We start from the raw sequence: 16,227 nt of genomic DNA on the forward strand, positions 1-16,227 counted from the left end.
TGGTGCAATACGCTTCGCTATTGCACCTTACCTATTGTACAGTTGAGCTCTTTTGTAATGGGGCGGGTTATTGCCCTAACAGTTTTTGAATAGGGTGGTGCTGTATGAGTCAAAAAGAAAAGGCGATGGATACGTATAAAATGGCAGACGAGTTTATCGATCTGGCTAACCGTATGTTGACTGCCGAAGGTAAAGAACTTGAAGATGTAGGAGCAGCCATTCGTTACGCTGCAGCGCGTTTTAGCTCCCACGAAGTAGCTTATCGCTCAAGCGATCTAGCGGCTGAAAAGAAAGACGCAGTCGATTGGTACACAGGCCACTTCAACGAAATGCTAAACGAAAACTTCGACCAGCATATCGAGCACATTGCAGCGGAAAAAGAAAAAGCAGCGGCTGAAAACCACTAAGCTATATCGCTTCCGTAAGGTGCAATTGCGAAGCGTATTGCGCCTTAATTAGCGTAATGGTAGCCATGGTTGTAGGGTGTAATAGCGGAGCGTATTACACCAAATAATACGGAGACAAAGGATGTCTAATTACCGTAGAGCATGGATGTCAGGCGGTACTTTTTTCTTTACCGTAAATCTGTACCGTAGAGATACAGATCTGTTAGTAACCTACATAGCAGTTTTACGTGAGGCGATAGCTCATGTTGCCAAACGTTACCCCTTCACTATTCATGGTTGGGTTGTCCTACCTGATCATCTGCATGCATTAATAAGTCTTCCTCCAAACGACCACAACTACCCATTACGTTGGCGTCTAATCAAAAGTTATTTTTCCAAGAGTATCCCTAATCAAGAATCTCGTTCTGAAAGTCGTGAAAAACGAGGTGAACGGGGAATTTGGCAACGTAGGTATTGGGAACATATGATTCGAGATGAGCAAGATTTTAAGGCTCATATGGATTACATCCACATTAACCCCGTTAAACACGGATTAGTAACTAGGGTTAAAGAGTGGCCTTATTCAACATTCCATCGTTTGGTCGAAAGTGGATATTATGAAGAAAATTGGGGTATTAGCCACTTTGCCGATATTTTGAATTACCAAGATTGAATTGTTGAAGTACTGGCAAAGTGTGTACATCCGTTAAAAATCTAAAACGGTGTAATACGCTCCGCTATTACACCCTACACAGTTGATTCAGTTTCCTGTTCTGGCTTACGCTCAACCACATCATTTCGATATGGAATCTCAAAAATGAAGGGTGTAATCAAACTACTGGGAGTTGTGCTGTTCTCTCTGGCATTTCCAATCCAAGCTGATGACCACAAGCTAAGTATTTTGACTTGGAATGTGTGGTTTGATGACCGCAGTGGCGAAAGCCGGTATCCATTGATTCTGGAAGAAATATACCTGCAGAATGCTGATATTGTTGCGCTTCAGGAAGTGACTCCCAAGTTCATCGGTCTGTTAGAAAAACACCGATTAAACGAACGTTACCATGTTAGCTTTTCATCGCAGAGAAGCAGATACCAAAACGCGACCCTCACTAAGGTTCAGCCTCAGAACCGTGAGGTCATAAACCTAACTTCTGCTATGGGCCGCAAGGCTTTGATGGTCCATCTGAAAACTAGTGATAACTGTGATGTAGTCGTCGCTAATCTGCATCTTGAAAGCCCTCTAGACAGCTCCGACCTTAGAGTCGAACAGATTGATCAAGTCGTCGAAGCGTTTCCATCAAATCACTTAGCGATTTTGGCGGGTGACTTGAATTTTGGAAATAAGGCTAAGGATGAGAATGCTGCTCTGCAGTCATTCTATGATGCTGCAAACACCGATGAGTGGATCAACACTCCGACGTACGATGTCGATCTGAACCTGTGGGCTCAGCAAACCAAATTTTGGTTTGAGGATAGTCGTCGACTTGATCGAGTGTATCTGAATACTCCAAACGCTTTGGAGCAGAAATATAACCTTGTGGGCCAGCTCAGAACGGACAAAGAACAATTCCTGTCTGACCATTACGGCGTGAAATTTAGTTTTGGTTTAAACGAAGCCCAAATAGATAAGTTCTGTAGTAAGTAGGGTGCAATAACGCAGTTATTACACCCCGCAGCTTAACTCTCATGGTAAGTGAGGGTCTTGTTTATGTATTGGTGCAAACGGTCTTCACACACGCCCAACGCTTTTTGGCCATTTTTAAGAACTGAGCGGGTGTATTTTTGGCGAGCTTCAGCGTTTACTGCTTTGTACATGTTTCTTAAGGCCGCTTGGCTTTTATCCATATTGGATAGAAAAACGACGCACCTAGCTTGGTCCTGAGAGATCTTTATATAGCCAATAATTTCATTCACTTCGCTCAAGCTAGGGCCTTCCCAATCACATACACCCCTATCACGCATAGCTTCAAAAACGACTTGGCCCTCCCAAATTTTATTTTTGGCACGGACTGCTTTGGTTTTTGCTCTATCGTATTCCCCTGCATCATAAAGCTCGTAAGCATCGTTAATTGAATCCTGAGCTTTACGCAGTTTTTCAAGGGCATCATCCGCTTGCGCTGCACAATGTGCGAAGGCGGCGGACGGCAGGATTGTGATTAGTAGGGTGATAAGTAGTTTGTACATCAGTGTTCTTCCTGAATGACGACAAGATGGCTAATTATTGTGCCATTTTACCTAATATCACGTTATTTGAGGTAGTAATTGATATGGAACGTACTTAGCGCCAGCAAATTTTCTCATATTGCTTTCATTCCCTAGAGAGTCTTAGCAAAGAGCTTACATGCCTGATTTACCCCTATTATTTGCAGGTTTTTCTACACAAAAATGCAATCGAATAGAAATATACGGGTAACACCGACTCTCTAGCATCAGCGGCTCTGCTAATTAAATTGGAAGTAGTCATGAGCCTAAAGCTGAAAATGCTTTGCCTGTTTTCCATCGCGATGATCTGTATGTTTGCCATTGGCCTGTCGATGTCGCTTAACTATCGGTCATATATCAGCAAACAAGAGCAACTTAATAGCTTTTACCAAACCATGCTGGAAGATACCCAGCAACTTCAGATGGTGCTTCTACAGCAAAATGAAGCTTGGAAGAACCTACTGATTCGTGGCAAAAACAAACAGAAGTACAACCTCTATCTCGATCGCTTCACCACTTTTGAAAGAGATTTTCAAAAGAAGATAAAAGCCGTAGGCGAGCAGGGTGCTAGCTTTCCTAAAGTGACAGAGTCACTCAATAAGCTTGCTGCAAGTCATGTCCAGTTAGGCCAAAAATACCGTACTGCCCTACCGGTTTATCAGTTAGCTGATCGGGAGCCTGCTCGTACTGCGGATCAATATCTGGATGGCGCGTTTACGGTGCCAGAGCAACAGATGGTGAATGTGGCAATGTTGGTGAGAGCGAAAAAGCAGGAGGCGTTTGCTCAGGCCGAACAGGTGCTGAAACAACAAGAGCAGTGGATCATTATTCTCGGTAGCCTTGCAGGTTTCTCTATTCTTATCGCCTTTACCTATATCCTGCTGCGTACTGTTATCACCCCGATAAAACAGTGCTCTGGTATGTTGGAACAGCTTGCTTCCGGTGAAGCGGATATCAGTAAGCGTTTGGAATATAAACAACAAAACGAACTGGGTGAGATGGCAACGTGGTTCAATCAGTTTATTGATAACCTCACTGCAATTACCCACGAAATCGATCAAGCAGCGGATCTGCTGTCAGAAAATACCTTGGCATCTACGCAAAACACCAGTGAAGTGAAAACGTTGGTGGGTAAACAGCAGGAAGAGATTTTACGAATTAGCAGCTCGATCGATCAGCTAGCGCAATCAGCGCGTGAGATCGCTCTAAAAGCCACCGAAGCCCTCAAATCGGCAGAGAATGCGCAACAAGCGACGGTTGCTACGTCTGAGATCATGGCTGAGATCGACGGCACAGTGACCGAGCTACACCACAGCAGTCAGCGCAACGATCAAGAGATGCAACAACTGCAAAAGCAGATTACCGGCATCAATAATATTTTGGAATTTGTCACCGAAGTCAGCGATCAGACTACGCTATTGGCATTGAATGCAGCTATCGAAGCAGCACGTGCGGGCGAACATGGTAAAGGCTTCTCTGTCGTAGCGAGCGAAGTCCGTCATCTGGCACAGCGCACCGCTGAAGCAACCGAATCGATTAGACTATCAACCAACCAGATCAATTCAGCTGCGACCCAGGTATCCAACGAGATCCAATACAGCCAAAAGCAGGTAATGGGGATTGTAGCGTTAACGGAAAAAGCGAATACCCATATCTTCCAGATGCAGGAACGCATCGAAGATATGAACCATATCAACCACACCATTGCCGATTCGGCGAATCATCAAAATGAGGTCACTCAGCAGATCCAAAGCAATATATGCAGTACTAAAAATGCGGTATCTCATGTGATGGATTCGGCAATGCAAAGTACATCGAGTAATGGTGATCTGGCGCAGATGTCGGTGCACCTTAAGCAACTATTGAATAGCTTTAAAGGTGGGGAAAGCAAGGGCCAAATGGCTACGACGGCCGGAGATGTTGAGCTGTTTTAATATGAACTAGCTGAGCAGCTAGAGAACAGGAAGATATGTAGAGTTTATTAGAGGCGCGTATTGTGAGTGCTAGCTCATCGTCAATACGCGCCTTCCATTGCAACTAGGTCTAACTTACTTAGCTGCTTTCTGCGCGATGCTGTTATCCCAAGAGTTATAGATAAACTCGCTTGCTAGTTTGAAGTATGTATCTAGCTCTTTCTTTGTTTCGTCCTTGCGGTTGTTTTCTGAGTTCAGGTGAACTTCTTCAACAACTACAGCAATTTTTTCCATCAACTCTTTGTCACTACCTGTAGATTGCTCAGCAAAGTAGGCAACGCTTTTCTCTAGTGAGTAAGTGATGATGTGAATTTCATGTAATTCTTCTGCATCCAGCTTCTGCTTACCTTTCATCTCCAACGTTTTCTCAATGAAAACGGTTTTTGCATCGCTCAATGAGGAAATATCAGCGATTTTAAGGTGCTGCACAGGTTTACCATCAGACACGCCACTTGCTTGAGCGGAAGCGGCAAATACAAGAGCAAAAAATAGTCCTGCTAGTTTTTTCATTGTGATTCTCCAGCACTCAGTTAATCAGAAGGTTAAACATCGCGGTGCTATTCAATGCTAACGAGAGGCGTAATATAAATGATAGTGATTAGCATTACAATAATTCGGGTCGCAGATCTATATACAAGCTGGAAGGCAGTGGAATCGGCATCTGATGCCGGGGCAGGAGTCAAAAGTGCTCACGAAGAGTGAGTGTTTGAAACGACCTCTAATTACTACCTAAATTTATGAAAAGAGATAAACAGAAAGGCCTTATTATCCTTGAGGTTAGCTTGATTTTTAATTGAATTATGCTTGCTTTTAAAACTGACTAACCAGGACTATTCTTGTATGAATGTTCGAAAATAAAGTTGTCTATTTTTATTGGGAAAACAGTTAGTGTGGAAGTGATCAAATTCATCATCACAGTCTTTCTCATATCACTTGCGATGTTCAATGGGGCAGTTGCTGCCACTCATCAGCTTGAATTTACAGAGCAAGAGAAAGCTTATCTCGAAACCAAAAAGCAGCTAAAGCTATGTATTGATCCAAACTGGATGCCTTATGAGAAAATATCGGACCGAGGGCAACATTTTGGTATCACTTCAGACTATTTCAATATATTTCAAAAAAGGATTGGGATTCCTATTTTTTTGTATCCGACCTCTACTTGGAATGAAACACTCGAAGCCGTCCGGACACGGAAATGCGATCTGATTTCGGCAGCTAAAAAGACTAAACAGCGAGAGGTGTATCTAAATTTTACGCCGCCTTATCTTAACTTTCCCTTGGCTGTAGCGGTTAAAGATACAGTGACGCCGAATCCCGATTTTACTCAGGAGATGCATAAAACCTTCGCGCTACCCAAAGGTTATGCCGCGATTGAAAACCTACCGGAAGCCTTTCCCAAAGTGAAAATATTGGTCGTTAAAAACCGTAAGGAAGGATTCGAGAAAGTGAATAAAGGCGAGGCATACGGTTACATTGATAGTTGGCCCATCATTGCATACGCCCTTAAAACTGAAGGCGTCACTGGATTAAAGATTGGCGGGGAGCTTCCATCTTATGGCGGGCTAGGTGCTGCGACCCGTAACGATGAGCCAGAACTACTCAGTATTTTTGAAAAGCTCACACGTAGCCTATCGCCCGATGATCAGGAACGGATCAATAAAAAGTGGCTTGCCGTGGATGTGAAAACGGAAATAGATTACGCGCTACTTGCACTAATCTTATTCGCAGTTTTAATTTTGATCGCTGTATTTTCTTATCTATATTGGAGGCTGAGTAAGGCCAATAAACATGCTCAGATAGCCCTAGAAGAGCTGATAAAAGCGCAAATTAAACTCGAGGAGCTTGCAACAACCGATAAGCTCACTGGCCTTTATAACCGCGCAAAGATAGATGAAATTCTACAAAACGAAATCTATCGATCGGAGCGCTATCAGCATGATTTTGGTGTAATCATGATTGATGTCGACAACTTCAAACAAGTTAACGACACATTTGGTCATCATGTGGGTGATGATGTTTTAAAAGAGTACGCTGCGACTCTGCGTGATGGCATTAGAAAAACAGATCATGTTGGGCGTTGGGGTGGGGATGAATTTATTGTGATCTGCCCAGAAACTGATGTAGATGGCGTGCATGCCATTGCCCAAAAATTGTGTCAGAAAATTGCGACACATGACTTTGAAACGGTAGGCCAAGGTACAGCTAGTCTTGGGCTTGCTATCCCTAGAGGAGGTGACACGATAACCTCCCTTTTGAAGAGAGCTGATAAAGCGCTATACCAAGCGAAAAGCGATGGCCGTAATAGGGTTCAACAGGCAGATAGCTAACTGATACTTATAGGCCAACCAGTCGGATCTTGATGGTCGATCTGTGTGTATGCTTCTGATCCTGCCCAACGCTTTTGAAACGAGCCATCGGGGTCATAGATCTCAGTTTGTTTTTCGATATTGAAGTGTCTGCCTCCACGGCTATCCACTCCCACGCCTGCGATGTATTGCCAATTACCCCAGTTACTAGCGACATCATAATCAATCAGTTGCTCTTCAAACCATGCTGCGCCATAGCGCCAGTCCACGCAGAGCTCATTGACTAAAGCGCTGGCAGCTATCTGCCTACCCCTATTAGATAAATAGCCAGTTTCTTTTAGCTGCCGCATACAGGCATTGACTAAAGGCCATGGTGTTTTGCCCTCTGTCCATGCTTTAAACAGTTCGGGATAAAAGCTGGTAAGCGGTTGAGAAGTGCTTAGCCCTTTAAACGTATAAAGATCTTTTCCTATTTGCAGAGCTAGCCATTGAAAGAACTCTCGCCATAGAAGTTCTACGAAAATCCAGTCTGTACCAGGGTTTTTGCCATGTTTAGTTTCATAATCCTTTAAAGCTATGACGATCTGTCTGGGTGATATGCAGCCCTGATTTAACCAAGCAGAAAACTTCGTGGAGCTTTGCCAGTCATCAATATGGTTTCGACTGTCCTTATAGTGTTTAGGCAAGGTAGATGAAAAATAGTTACTCAAGTGCTGATCTGCTTTGGTTTCACCGCCCTTGAAATCCAAGTGCTTGGTATTTATCAACTTTTCTAATTTAAAAGGCGATCTGTGTTGATAAGCAAGGGAGGGGGGTAAGGCGCTAAAGTCACAAGGTGTGCTTATCTTTATCTTCTCAGCCTGACGGCGAAAAGCTGAAAAGCTGGAAGGTAGGGTATTCAGCAGCGGCATAATACTCTGCTGATCAAATAGTGTGTAACTATCAATCTCATGGATATTCAGATTGCTATGTTGTTGTTTAATCTGTTCTAGTTGGCGATTCTCGTACAAGCCAAATCGTCGGGACAGGTACAGATCAGAAACGGCAGTTTCGGCTAATACCTCCGAAACTATTTGCTGAGGCGGGCCTGATAGGACGTGCAGCTTGTGACCCTGCAATGCGAGTGACTTTCCTAGTGCGGTAATGGATTCCCAAATAAAGCGCCAACGCATTTTCCCCACTGGTTTAGCCTGCTGTGCGCTTGGTCTGAACCAACTTGGGTCGACACAATAGATACAAACAAGCTGATCGGCAGAACTTGCAGCTTGCAGAGTTGGGTTGTCGGCAATACGTAGATCTTGGGTAAACCAAATAACAGCTGTTTTTATTATCCTCTCCTGATATGAGGATGCTTACGGTTTGCTTGGGGAAAAGGTTCAATATGTAAGGAGTATTACGTTAAGCTGTTAGACCCGTCCTACCGTCTGCTAGTAGAGTTGTCGAAGTACTAAGAGGTAAGTGAAATGCCAGAGACTAAACAAGAAAACCTGACCTATTCTGATTTCCCATTTCAGGCTTACGATAAATTGAGATATGGCGATACTGACAGACAAGGGCATGTGAACAATGCTGTTTTCTCGACCTTTCTAGAAACAGGGCGAGTGGAATTTTTATATAATCCTGATAACCCACTCACCTCAGAAGGCGCGTCTTTTGTAATCGCTAACTTAAATCTGCAACTCATTGGTGAGATTAGATGGCCCGGGACTGTTGAAATAGGCACCCGGGTATTGAAGGTAGGAAATAGCTCAACAACCTTACAACAAGCAATGTTCCAGAATGATCAATGTGTTGCTACGGCTGAAACAGTGATCGTTCAGATGAATGATACAACGCGCAGATCTCAACCATTATCCGACCACTGTAAAAGCTTTCTAAGCCAATATCTGGCCTAACTTGATAGGTACAGCTGTTTTTTGTGAGCTCTAAAATCCTAGAAGATCTATAATTCTGCTCCGGTAACATTTTGATGGAGAGAGTTTTGTCCCTAGTACGTTCAATAAAATATGCCGCTGGATACATTGAAGTAAACGTTTCTGGAACGAGGGTTCCTGAAGAGTTCTTCAAGGTTAATGTCGAAATATGGGAAGAAATTATCTCGCTGGCGGAACGTTCGGGCACTGAAAAAGTGCTGTATCAAAGCTGTGTAACCGGAGAAAGGCCCCTTCAACTCACACATGACGTGCTGGATGAGTTCATTAATCGACATTTGGCACATCTAACAGTGGCTTATGTTGAACAAGATCCTGAAGGGTTCGAAGACGCCAAGCTCTTAAGAACACTTTTGCAAATGTACGATGTAAAGTTTGAGCTGTTTCAAGAAGTAGAACCGGCTATTGAGTGGCTGGAAAAGCAGGGTGATTAGGACGCTGCTGCGTAGCTAGAGATCGGCTTCGCCTTTTAGGACGCTTCGCTAGAGGAAAAGATCTTTCAGCATGTAGGGTGCAATAGCGAAGCGTATTGCACCGTAGAAATTATGAATTTTTGTAATACGCTCTGGCTATTACACCTTACTTGCTTTAACGGTTTTTGAAATTCTCTTCTATTATTACTTTATGATTTGATCTGGATCAGCGATTTAAACCGACCAAATGGACTGTTGTGCTAAGAGCCCATAACATAGCCCGAAATGTATGTGGTAAATAGTGCGTTAATGCCTGCTCTCCCTCATCTCCATGTAAATTCTTAAAGCTAGATATATAACTTCATGAAATTAGTAAAAGATTTTGTCGAGTATGAAATCGTATTTTATTGGGCTGATAAAAATATAACGCCTGTAAGTCCTATCTTTCATAGTATCCAACATGCTGAGGAATGGTGGAAACAACACTTGTATTCATTGTATGAAGGTGAAGAACGTCGTAAGACGACGATAGATAGGCGTTCAAATCATGAAAAAAGAAATAAAATGGATAAGCACAATTTTTCTAGGCATAACCCTCAGGGGCGGAGAGCATCAGATAAGCCCGTATCTGTAGAAATTGACCTATTTGTAGAGAAGATAAAACAGTTTAAGTAATTATTTCGAAGAAATGATTTTCATACCTGCGATTTATCTTGTAAATGCTGTCAACGGCTATCCTTTCTCTGAAAGGCTTAAACTGTCCAGTATCAATAATGAAATTTTCTGATTAGCTAGGTCAATCTCAGCTTTTAGTTCTCTGTCAGTTATCCTTCTTCCTTGAGTGTATGGATTACGTTGTAATTGCAAATATGCACTTTGTTTATGAAAACTACGTCTGTCGATTTTTGAACATCGCCTTTCCGTTCCTTTATACCTACAAACATAATGATCAATTAGCCATTCTTTGGCATGTTGAAGACAAGGAAGTATTGGACTGATACGCTGTGCCTTCTTATTTTGCCAATAGAACACAATTCTATCTTCAATATAATCTTTAATTAGCATTTCCATCTGTATGCCCTAACCAGCTAATAGCGTGAAAAGGTCTCCTTTTTATAGGTATAGTGCTAAAACGCGCTTTAGCAAAGCATTCCATAAAATTAAATCAACAATGAGGTCTGTATCTGACTTCCTGCCCTTATCCTCGATAAGGAAAAGCCCCTGTCCGCATCTTCCGGTACTGACTTGGCGATAACCCCATCAGTTTCTTAAAGATCCGAGAGAAGTAGTAAGCATCGTCATAACCCACCGCAAAAGAGATCTCGTTGATGCTGTTGGTGGTGGTATCTAGAAGGTGACAAGCGCGTTCTATTTTGAGCTGGATAAAGTGGTTTATCGGTGTGGTGCCAGTGATCTCTTTGTATTTTTTTACAAAGTGGAATTTCGAGAGGTTGACGCTTTCGGCCAGCGTATCTAAGTCCAGTTGCTCGTGCACATGGGTCTGCATCAGGCTGTGAACGCGTTCTATATCCAAGCCTGCTCTTGATAGTTTTTGTCGTGCTAAGGGCTGTAGCAGGGCGATATGGCTGAGTATTTGCCGAAGCTGATTTGCTGCGCAGATATAAGCGTTGAGGTTGTAGGTGGATTCTCGGGCTTCGAGCAGGGCTTCAAAATCGCTGGCAAGGCGCGAGTGAATACCGATGGGGATAATAAATTGTCTTTGCGGGGACTCGCGTTGCTCCAAATGTGCCACAAAATCAGCGGCTTGGTGGCCATGAAAGTGGACCCAATAGATAGTCCAGGGGCGTTTTTGTCGCGCTTTATAGGTGTGGGCTATTCCTTTAGGAATCAGCAATATATCACCGGCTTTGACTCTAACCTTCTTATCATTAAGTACTGCTTCACCTTCACCGTCCAAACAATAGATCATTAGATAATCGTCATGTTCCATCCTTTCCATGTGATGCCCGCTGGCTTCGCGATAGTAGCCCATACCTAGAGGATACAGGCCCTGGCTTAGCGGATTCTGCGCTAATTCAGCTACCACGCGCCTTGGGGTGACAAAGCGAATGCTCTCAGGGGGTAGGGGCCAGTTGGATGGGCTACTCATAGCTACGACCTATGTATTAGGGTAATTACTTATACGATAACAATATAGTCCATCAATTGGACAAGATTATCAATCTTGAATTGCTAGGCTGCATGATAAAACAGAGTTATTGAGTTTGAACGCGACGTAAAACAATACAACTACAACAAGAAATACAGGTATCAGAGAATGACACAGCAAGTACCTTTACTTATCAACGGCGAATTTATTCAGAGTGAATCACAGACCCTGCTTCCAGTAACTAACCCTGCTACGCAGGAAGTGATTGCACAGGTTCCTTGCGCAACAGCTGCAGAAGTTGATCAAGCAGTAGAAGCTGCCAAAGCTGCGTTTGAAGATTGGAAAGATACTCCTGTAGGTGAGCGTGCTCGTCTAATGCTTCGTTACCAGCACCTGCTAAAAGAGAACCACGATGAGCTAGCTACACTTCTTGCTCAGGAAACAGGTAAAACATTTGAAGATGCGAAAGGTGACGTTTGGCGTGGTATCGAAGTTGTAGAACACGCTTGTAACATCGCTTCTCTATCTATGGGTGAAACGGTTGAGAACGTAGCGCGTAAGATCGATTGCTACAGCATCACTCAGCCACTAGGTGTATGTGTAGGTATTACACCATTCAACTTCCCAGCAATGATCCCACTATGGATGTTCCCAATGGCGATTGCTTGCGGTAACACCTTCGTACTTAAGCCATCTGAGCAAGATCCACTAACGCCAATGCGTTTAGCTGAGCTATTCAAAGAAGCGGGCGCGCCAGACGGTCTTCTACAAGTTGTTCACGGTACAAAAGACGCGGTAAACCAGCTGCTTACTCACAAAGATACGCCAGCAATCTCCTTCGTAGGGTCTGTGGCTGTAGGTGAGCACATCTACCGTACAGGTACTGACAAAATGAAACGTGTTCAGGCATTCGCTGGTGCGAAGAACCACATGGTGGTTATGCCAGATGCGTCTAAAAACCAGGTTGTTAACAGCATTGCCGGTGCCTCTGTTGGTGCGGCAGGTCAGCGCTGCATGGCGATCTCTGTTGCGGTATTCGTAGGTGAAGCACGCGAGTGGATCCCAGAAGTACGCGATGCCCTAGCGAAAGTACAGCCAGGTGCGTGGGATGATCCAAAAGCAGGTTACGGCCCACTAATTAATCCACAGGCGCGCGATCGCGTTCTTAACTTCATCCAAGAAGGTAAAGACGCTGGTGCAGAATGTATTCTGGACGGTAGCGAATGCGTAGTTGACGGTTACCCAGATGGTAACTGGGTTGGCCCAACAATGTTCCGTGGTGTAACGCGCGACATGTCTATCTACCAAGAAGAGATCTTCGGTCCTGTACTGATCGCACTTGAAGTAGATACCTTGGAAGAAGCGATCGAGCTGATCAACGAGAACCCATACGGAAACGGTACTTCCATGTTCACTTCGTCTGGTGCAGCTGCACGTAAGTACCAGCACGAGATCAAAGTAGGTCAGGTTGGTATCAACGTACCAGTACCAGTGCCTCTACCAATGTTCTCTTTCACAGGCTGGAGAAAATCTTTCTACGGTGACCAGCATGCTTACGGTAAGCAAGCGGTTAAGTTCTACACCGAGACTAAGACTGTAACAGCGCGTTGGTTTGAAGATGATATCGATACTGGCGTGAACACAACGATCCAGTTGAAGTAATCAGTTGTTACGAACAGAACAATAACGAGAAAGAGGCACGGTTGCGTGACCTCTTTCCACCTAAGGAGAGAGCAATGGATTTCGAGCTGAATGAAGATCAGATTGCATTCGCCGATATGGCCCGTGCCTTTGCGCAAAATGAGTTTGAGCCCCATGCAGCTGAGTGGGATGAAAAACAGATTTTTCCTGTTGATGTGCTGCGTCGAGCAGGTGAGATGGGCTTTTGTGGCCTGTATTCACCGGAAGATGTTGGTGGTCTAGGCCTGAGCCGCTTAGATGCCAGCATTATCTTTGAGCAGTTGGCGATGGGTTGTACCTCGACCACTGCGTTTATCACGATTCACAACATGGCCGCGTGGATGATTGCCGATTTTGGTAATCAGGAAACCCGTGAGCACTGGTGCCCAGATCTAACCGCCGGTCTGAAATTAGCGTCTTACTGCTTAACCGAGCCAAATGCCGGTTCCGATGCCGCATCGCTTAAATCTACGGCACGTCGTGAGGGTGATAACTACATCCTAAATGGCAGCAAGATCTTTATCTCCGGTGCCGGTAGTACCGATGTGCTTGTGGTGATGGCACGTACCGGTGAAGAGGGACCAAAAGGGATCTCTGCTTTTGCGGTGGATGCTAAGAGCGAAGGCATCGTTTACGGCCGTAAAGAAGAAAAGATGGGCTGGAACAGTCAGCCGACACGAATGATTACCTTTGAAGACGTGGTAGTACCGGCATCTGCTCTACTGGGCAATGAAGGTGACGGCTTCAAAATTGCGATGAAAGGCCTTGATGGTGGTCGTATCAATATCGCGACTTGCTCGATTGGTACTGCACAAGCGGCGTTGAACAAAGCGCGTGACTATCTGCATGAGCGTAAGCAGTTTGGTAAAGAGCTAGCGCACTTCCAAGCGTTGCAGTTCAAGTTGGCAGATATGGCGACTGAGCTTGTGGCAGCAAGACAGCTAGTACGTTTGGCAGCATCGAAACTGGATGCAGGCCATGCCGATAAAACGGCGTACTGCGCGATGGCAAAACGCTTTGCCACTGATGTTGGTTTTAACATTGCTGACGAAGCTCTGCAGATCTTTGGTGGCAACGGCTATATCAAAGAGTACCCATTGGAGCGCTACCTACGTGATAACCGCGTGCACCGCATCCTTGAGGGTACTAACGAAATTATGCGCGTCATTATTGCTCGTCGAGTATTAATGGAAGATGCAGCGGATCTTGTGTGATCCGGTAGGACAGAATTGGAGAAAGCTATGACAGATAAATTGATTGTAGAAAAACACGGTCATACCGCCGTTATCACCATGAATAATCCTCCGGCCAACACTTGGACCGAAGAGAGTCTGTCGGGTTTAGTCACTATTGTTGACGAGCTAAACCAAGACAAACAGATCTATGCTTTGGTACTGCGCTCTACGAGCGAGAAGTTCTTCTCTGCAGGTGCCGATCTAAACCTGTTTGCCGATGGTGATCGTGCGATGGCACGAGAAATGGCGAGCCAGTTTGGACGTGCTTTTGAAAGCTTATCTAAATTCCGCGGTGTATCTATAGCAGCGATCAACGGTTTTGCCATGGGTGGCGGTTTAGAAGTCGCGTTAGCCTGTGATATTCGCGTTGCCGAAGAGCAAGCACAGATGGCTCTGCCAGAAGCGACCGTTGGTCTACTGCCATGTGCTGGCGGTACGCAGAACCTAACCATGCTGGTGGGTGAAGGCTGGGCTAAGCGCATGATCCTTTGTGGCGAGCGTATCAAAGCGCCACAAGCTAAAGGTATCGGTTTAGTTGAAGAGCTAGTTCCACAAGGTCAGGCTTACGACAAGGCGATGGAGTTGGCAAAAGCGGTAGAAAAACAAAGTCCAACGGCGATCGCGGCGTGTAAGCAACTGATTCAGAACAACCGCACTCATCACTGGGATGCCGGTTACCGTCTAGAACGCGAACTGTTTGTTGATCTATTCCACACCGAAGATCAGAAAGAGGGTGTGAACGCATTCCTAGATAAGCGTGCACCTGAGTGGAAAAACCAATAAGGGACTGATTGATGAGCTGCGTACTGTTTAACGAATACCCAACCCAAGACGGCAAGAAGATTGTAGAGATCAGTCTGAATGCCGAGCGCTCTTTGAATGCGCTGACCTTGGAGATGATCGACCTGATCCAGCCAAAACTGGATGAGTGCAAAACAGACGATTCTGTCGTGGCGATCCTGCTGGATAGCGCCGGTGAGAAAGCGTTTTGTGCCGGTGGCGATGTCGTCAATCTTTACAAGGCGATGACCGGTGAGGGCGATGCTTCCTTTCCAGAAGATTTCTTCACCCGGGAGTACACGCTGGATTACACCATCCACACTTATCCAAAACCAATTATCTGTTGGGGTGCGGGCATTGTGATGGGCGGCGGCATGGGCCTAATGAACGGCTGTAGCCACCGTATCGTGACCGAAAGCTCTCATTTGGCGATGCCAGAAGTAACGATCGGCCTTTACCCAGATGTAGGTGGTAGCTGGTTCTTGAATCACATGCCGGGTCGTACAGGTCTGTTCCTAGGTCTGACGGGTAACCCAATGTTCGCTGCTGATGCGTTGTTCCTTGGCTTGGCAGATCGCTTTGTTGCGAATGAACTACGCCAGAACATGGTTGAAGGGCTACAAGCGGAAAACTGGGATGGCTGTGCAACAGCTGCCGTTAACCGCGTGCTAAGGATTGTAGAAGAACAGTCGCAACCGCAGTTCAAATCGGAGTCCCCGATTCAACAGCATTACGACTTTATCCAGAAGATTACCGATCACGACAGCGTTGAAGAGATTGTCTCTGCACTGTTGGCGGTTGAAAGCGACGACAAGTGGATCAATCGCTCCCAGAAAGCGATCGGCCATGGCAGTCCTCTGGCGATCAACCTGATCAAACAGCAACTAGAACGCACCGATCAGATGTCCCTGAAAGAGGTGTTCTGTGCCGAGATTATTCTGTCTGTGCAGTGCTGCAGTCATCGTGAATTCCCAGAAGGCGTGCGAGCGCTGCTTGTGGATAAAGATGGCAAGCCGCAGTGGACCTATCCAACACTGGCAGAGGTCGATCAGGCAAAAGTAGCTGAGTTTTTTGAGTCACCTTGGAAAGGCGACGGACAGGAGAACCCACTCGCCAATTTGTAAGGCGTGGGCAATGAAGATGGGATGCAGCGTTAAGCATCCAGATAAAACAACGATGTATAACAACTAGTTATAACAATAACAGGACTA

Annotated in this window: 17 protein-coding genes; 12 read left to right on the forward strand and 5 right to left on the reverse strand. The window is 45.1% G+C overall.

Translation table 11 applies throughout. The features are described from left to right. Positions 1–104 precede the first annotated feature (104 nt). The 3 genes from ACMXYW_RS00415 (at position 105) to ACMXYW_RS00425 (ending at position 2,031) form a co-directional block, all read left to right on the forward strand. Positions 105–407 carry a DUF3144 domain-containing protein gene (locus ACMXYW_RS00415; protein WP_415883037.1) on the forward strand — a complete coding sequence of 101 codons (303 nt, stop codon included), beginning with the start codon at positions 105–107 and terminating at the stop codon, positions 405–407. A 121-nt stretch (positions 408–528) separates the two neighbouring features. Continuing rightward, positions 529–1,059 (forward strand): REP-associated tyrosine transposase, encoded by a 531-nt coding sequence (locus tag ACMXYW_RS00420; protein WP_415904830.1) that lies wholly within the window; start codon positions 529–531, stop codon positions 1,057–1,059. A gap of 144 nt (positions 1,060–1,203) precedes the next feature. Further along, positions 1,204–2,031: an endonuclease/exonuclease/phosphatase family protein gene (locus ACMXYW_RS00425; protein WP_415904831.1), complete on the forward strand. Its 828-nt coding sequence runs from the start codon at positions 1,204–1,206 to the stop codon at positions 2,029–2,031. Positions 2,032–2,063: 32 nt separating this feature from the next. Here ACMXYW_RS00425 and ACMXYW_RS00430 read toward each other — a convergent pair whose 3' ends face one another. After that, positions 2,064–2,570 carry a hypothetical protein gene (locus ACMXYW_RS00430; protein WP_415904832.1) on the reverse strand — a complete coding sequence of 169 codons (507 nt, stop codon included), beginning with the start codon at positions 2,568–2,570 and terminating at the stop codon, positions 2,064–2,066. 278 nt (positions 2,571–2,848) lie between these two features. Between ACMXYW_RS00430 and ACMXYW_RS00435 the strand changes: the two genes are divergently transcribed. Beyond that, a complete protein-coding gene (locus ACMXYW_RS00435; protein ID WP_415904833.1) occupies positions 2,849–4,522 on the forward strand; it encodes a methyl-accepting chemotaxis protein in 1,674 nt (557 codons plus the stop codon). 114 nt (positions 4,523–4,636) lie between these two features. On the opposite strand, the gene ACMXYW_RS00440 is transcribed toward ACMXYW_RS00435, so the two are convergent. Next, on the reverse strand, positions 4,637–5,071 hold the full coding sequence (locus ACMXYW_RS00440; protein ID WP_415899685.1) for a DUF6746 family protein: 435 nt from the start codon (positions 5,069–5,071) through the stop codon (positions 4,637–4,639). A 380-nt stretch (positions 5,072–5,451) separates the two neighbouring features. Between ACMXYW_RS00440 and ACMXYW_RS00445 the strand changes: the two genes are divergently transcribed. Continuing rightward, positions 5,452–6,888: a diguanylate cyclase gene (locus ACMXYW_RS00445; RefSeq protein WP_415899686.1), complete on the forward strand. Its 1,437-nt coding sequence runs from the start codon at positions 5,452–5,454 to the stop codon at positions 6,886–6,888. Here the strand turns inward: ACMXYW_RS00445 and ACMXYW_RS00450 are convergent. Beyond that, entirely contained in the window at positions 6,885–8,198 is a 1,314-nt protein-coding gene (locus ACMXYW_RS00450) for a DASH family cryptochrome (RefSeq protein ID WP_415905896.1), read from the reverse strand. The two genes, ACMXYW_RS00445 and ACMXYW_RS00450, sit on opposite strands and share 4 nt — an antisense overlap. A gap of 132 nt (positions 8,199–8,330) precedes the next feature. Here ACMXYW_RS00450 and ACMXYW_RS00455 point away from each other — a divergent pair, with 132 nt between their 5' ends. From ACMXYW_RS00455 to ACMXYW_RS00465, 3 genes are all read left to right on the forward strand, one after another. Then, on the forward strand, positions 8,331–8,762 hold the full coding sequence (locus tag ACMXYW_RS00455) for an acyl-CoA thioesterase (RefSeq protein WP_415904834.1): 432 nt from the start codon (positions 8,331–8,333) through the stop codon (positions 8,760–8,762). An 86-nt stretch (positions 8,763–8,848) separates the two neighbouring features. Continuing rightward, complete coding sequence (locus ACMXYW_RS00460; protein ID WP_415904835.1) at positions 8,849–9,232, forward strand: hypothetical protein; 384 nt, start codon at positions 8,849–8,851, stop codon at positions 9,230–9,232. A 342-nt stretch (positions 9,233–9,574) separates the two neighbouring features. After that, positions 9,575–9,886 (forward strand): hypothetical protein, encoded by a 312-nt coding sequence (locus ACMXYW_RS00465; protein ID WP_415899689.1) that lies wholly within the window; start codon positions 9,575–9,577, stop codon positions 9,884–9,886. A 57-nt stretch (positions 9,887–9,943) separates the two neighbouring features. On the opposite strand, the gene ACMXYW_RS00470 is transcribed toward ACMXYW_RS00465, so the two are convergent. Next, positions 9,944–10,282 (reverse strand): hypothetical protein, encoded by a 339-nt coding sequence (locus ACMXYW_RS00470; RefSeq protein WP_415904836.1) that lies wholly within the window; start codon positions 10,280–10,282, stop codon positions 9,944–9,946. 127 nt (positions 10,283–10,409) lie between these two features. Continuing rightward, positions 10,410–11,321: an AraC family transcriptional regulator gene (locus ACMXYW_RS00475; RefSeq protein WP_415883050.1), complete on the reverse strand. Its 912-nt coding sequence runs from the start codon at positions 11,319–11,321 to the stop codon at positions 10,410–10,412. A 168-nt stretch (positions 11,322–11,489) separates the two neighbouring features. Between ACMXYW_RS00475 and ACMXYW_RS00480 the strand changes: the two genes are divergently transcribed. The 4 genes from ACMXYW_RS00480 to ACMXYW_RS00495 all read left to right on the forward strand — a co-directional run bounded on the left by ACMXYW_RS00480 (position 11,490) and on the right by ACMXYW_RS00495 (position 16,140). Continuing rightward, positions 11,490–12,983, forward strand: a complete 1,494-nt coding sequence (locus ACMXYW_RS00480; protein WP_415904837.1) for a CoA-acylating methylmalonate-semialdehyde dehydrogenase — start codon at positions 11,490–11,492, stop codon at positions 12,981–12,983. A gap of 74 nt (positions 12,984–13,057) precedes the next feature. Continuing rightward, a complete protein-coding gene (locus ACMXYW_RS00485; RefSeq protein ID WP_415902482.1) occupies positions 13,058–14,215 on the forward strand; it encodes an acyl-CoA dehydrogenase family protein in 1,158 nt (385 codons plus the stop codon). A 27-nt stretch (positions 14,216–14,242) separates the two neighbouring features. Continuing rightward, positions 14,243–15,019 (forward strand): enoyl-CoA hydratase, encoded by a 777-nt coding sequence (locus ACMXYW_RS00490; RefSeq protein WP_415886476.1) that lies wholly within the window; start codon positions 14,243–14,245, stop codon positions 15,017–15,019. A gap of 11 nt (positions 15,020–15,030) precedes the next feature. Further along, on the forward strand, positions 15,031–16,140 hold the full coding sequence (locus tag ACMXYW_RS00495) for an enoyl-CoA hydratase/isomerase family protein (protein WP_415904838.1): 1,110 nt from the start codon (positions 15,031–15,033) through the stop codon (positions 16,138–16,140). The last annotated feature ends 87 nt before the right edge of the window (positions 16,141–16,227 follow it).

Origin of the sequence: Neptuniibacter sp. QD48_55 (assembly GCF_047778115.1) — a bacterium.
Taxonomy (GTDB): domain Bacteria; phylum Pseudomonadota; class Gammaproteobacteria; order Pseudomonadales; family Balneatricaceae; genus Neptuniibacter.